This is a genomic window from Microbacterium sp. LMC-P-041, from assembly GCF_030209555.1.
Lineage (GTDB): Bacteria > Actinomycetota > Actinomycetes > Actinomycetales > Microbacteriaceae > Microbacterium.
The window spans coordinates 1-1,788 of the sequence record NZ_JARVRV010000011.1; the positions used below are offsets into that span (position 1 = coordinate 1).

Genomic DNA, 1,788 nt, shown 5'->3' on the forward strand with positions numbered 1-1,788 from the left:
TAAGATAGAGAAGTTGCCCTTCGGGCCTGGTTGTGATGACTGGGTCGTGGGAGCATCCGATCCTTGAGAACTCAACAGCGTGCACTTGTCAAATGCCAAATAACCTCGATTCAGCTTCGGCTGGATGAGATTCCTTTGGATCAAAGACCAACCTCCTTGTGGGGTTGGCAACGGATAAAGTCAGCAATGATTTGTCTCTTTGGTCAGCATCAAACTCGCTGCGTCACCGTTTTCCCGGTGTCGTATGCATTTCTTTTTTACGGAGAGTTTGATCCTGGCTCAGGATGAACGCTGGCGGCGTGCTTAACACATGCAAGTCGAACGGTGAACACGGAGCTTGCTCTGTGGGATCAGTGGCGAACGGGTGAGTAACACGTGAGCAACCTGCCCCTGACTCTGGGATAAGCGCTGGAAACGGCGTCTAATACTGGATACGAGTAGCGACCGCATGGTCAGTTACTGGAAAGATTTATTGGTTGGGGATGGGCTCGCGGCCTATCAGCTTGTTGGTGAGGTAATGGCTCACCAAGGCGTCGACGGGTAGCCGGCCTGAGAGGGTGACCGGCCACACTGGGACTGAGACACGGCCCAGACTCCTACGGGAGGCAGCAGTGGGGAATATTGCACAATGGGCGCAAGCCTGATGCAGCAACGCCGCGTGAGGGATGACGGCCTTCGGGTTGTAAACCTCTTTTAGCAGGGAAGAAGCGAAAGTGACGGTACCTGCAGAAAAAGCGCCGGCTAACTACGTGCCAGCAGCCGCGGTAATACGTAGGGCGCAAGCGTTATCCGGAATTATTGGGCGTAAAGAGCTCGTAGGCGGTTTGTCGCGTCTGCTGTGAAATCCGGAGGCTCAACCTCCGGCCTGCAGTGGGTACGGGCAGACTAGAGTGCGGTAGGGGAGATTGGAATTCCTGGTGTAGCGGTGGAATGCGCAGATATCAGGAGGAACACCGATGGCGAAGGCAGATCTCTGGGCCGTAACTGACGCTGAGGAGCGAAAGGGTGGGGAGCAAACAGGCTTAGATACCCTGGTAGTCCACCCCGTAAACGTTGGGAACTAGTTGTGGGGTCCATTCCACGGATTCCGTGACGCAGCTAACGCATTAAGTTCCCCGCCTGGGGAGTACGGCCGCAAGGCTAAAACTCAAAGGAATTGACGGGGACCCGCACAAGCGGCGGAGCATGCGGATTAATTCGATGCAACGCGAAGAACCTTACCAAGGCTTGACATATACGAGAACGGGCCAGAAATGGTCAACTCTTTGGACACTCGTAAACAGGTGGTGCATGGTTGTCGTCAGCTCGTGTCGTGAGATGTTGGGTTAAGTCCCGCAACGAGCGCAACCCTCGTTCTATGTTGCCAGCACGTAATGGTGGGAACTCATGGGATACTGCCGGGGTCAACTCGGAGGAAGGTGGGGATGACGTCAAATCATCATGCCCCTTATGTCTTGGGCTTCACGCATGCTACAATGGCCGGTACAAAGGGCTGCAATACCGCGAGGTGGAGCGAATCCCAAAAAGCCGGTCCCAGTTCGGATTGAGGTCTGCAACTCGACCTCATGAAGTCGGAGTCGCTAGTAATCGCAGATCAGCAACGCTGCGGTGAATACGTTCCCGGGTCTTGTACACACCGCCCGTCAAGTCATGAAAGTCGGTAACACCTGAAGCCGGTGGCCTAACCCTTGTGGAGGGAGCCGTCGAAGGTGGGATCGGTAATTAGGACTAAGTCGTAACAAGGTAGCCGTACCGGAAGGTGCGGCTGGATCACCTCCTTTCTAAGGA

Annotated in this window: 1 rRNA gene; it reads left to right on the plus strand. The window is 54.9% G+C overall.

Annotation, left to right across the window (positions count from 1 at the left end):
• Positions 1–256: 256 nt before the first annotated feature.
• Positions 257–1,781 (plus strand): 16S ribosomal RNA (locus QRN21_RS17945).
• The last annotated feature ends 7 nt before the right edge of the window (positions 1,782–1,788 follow it).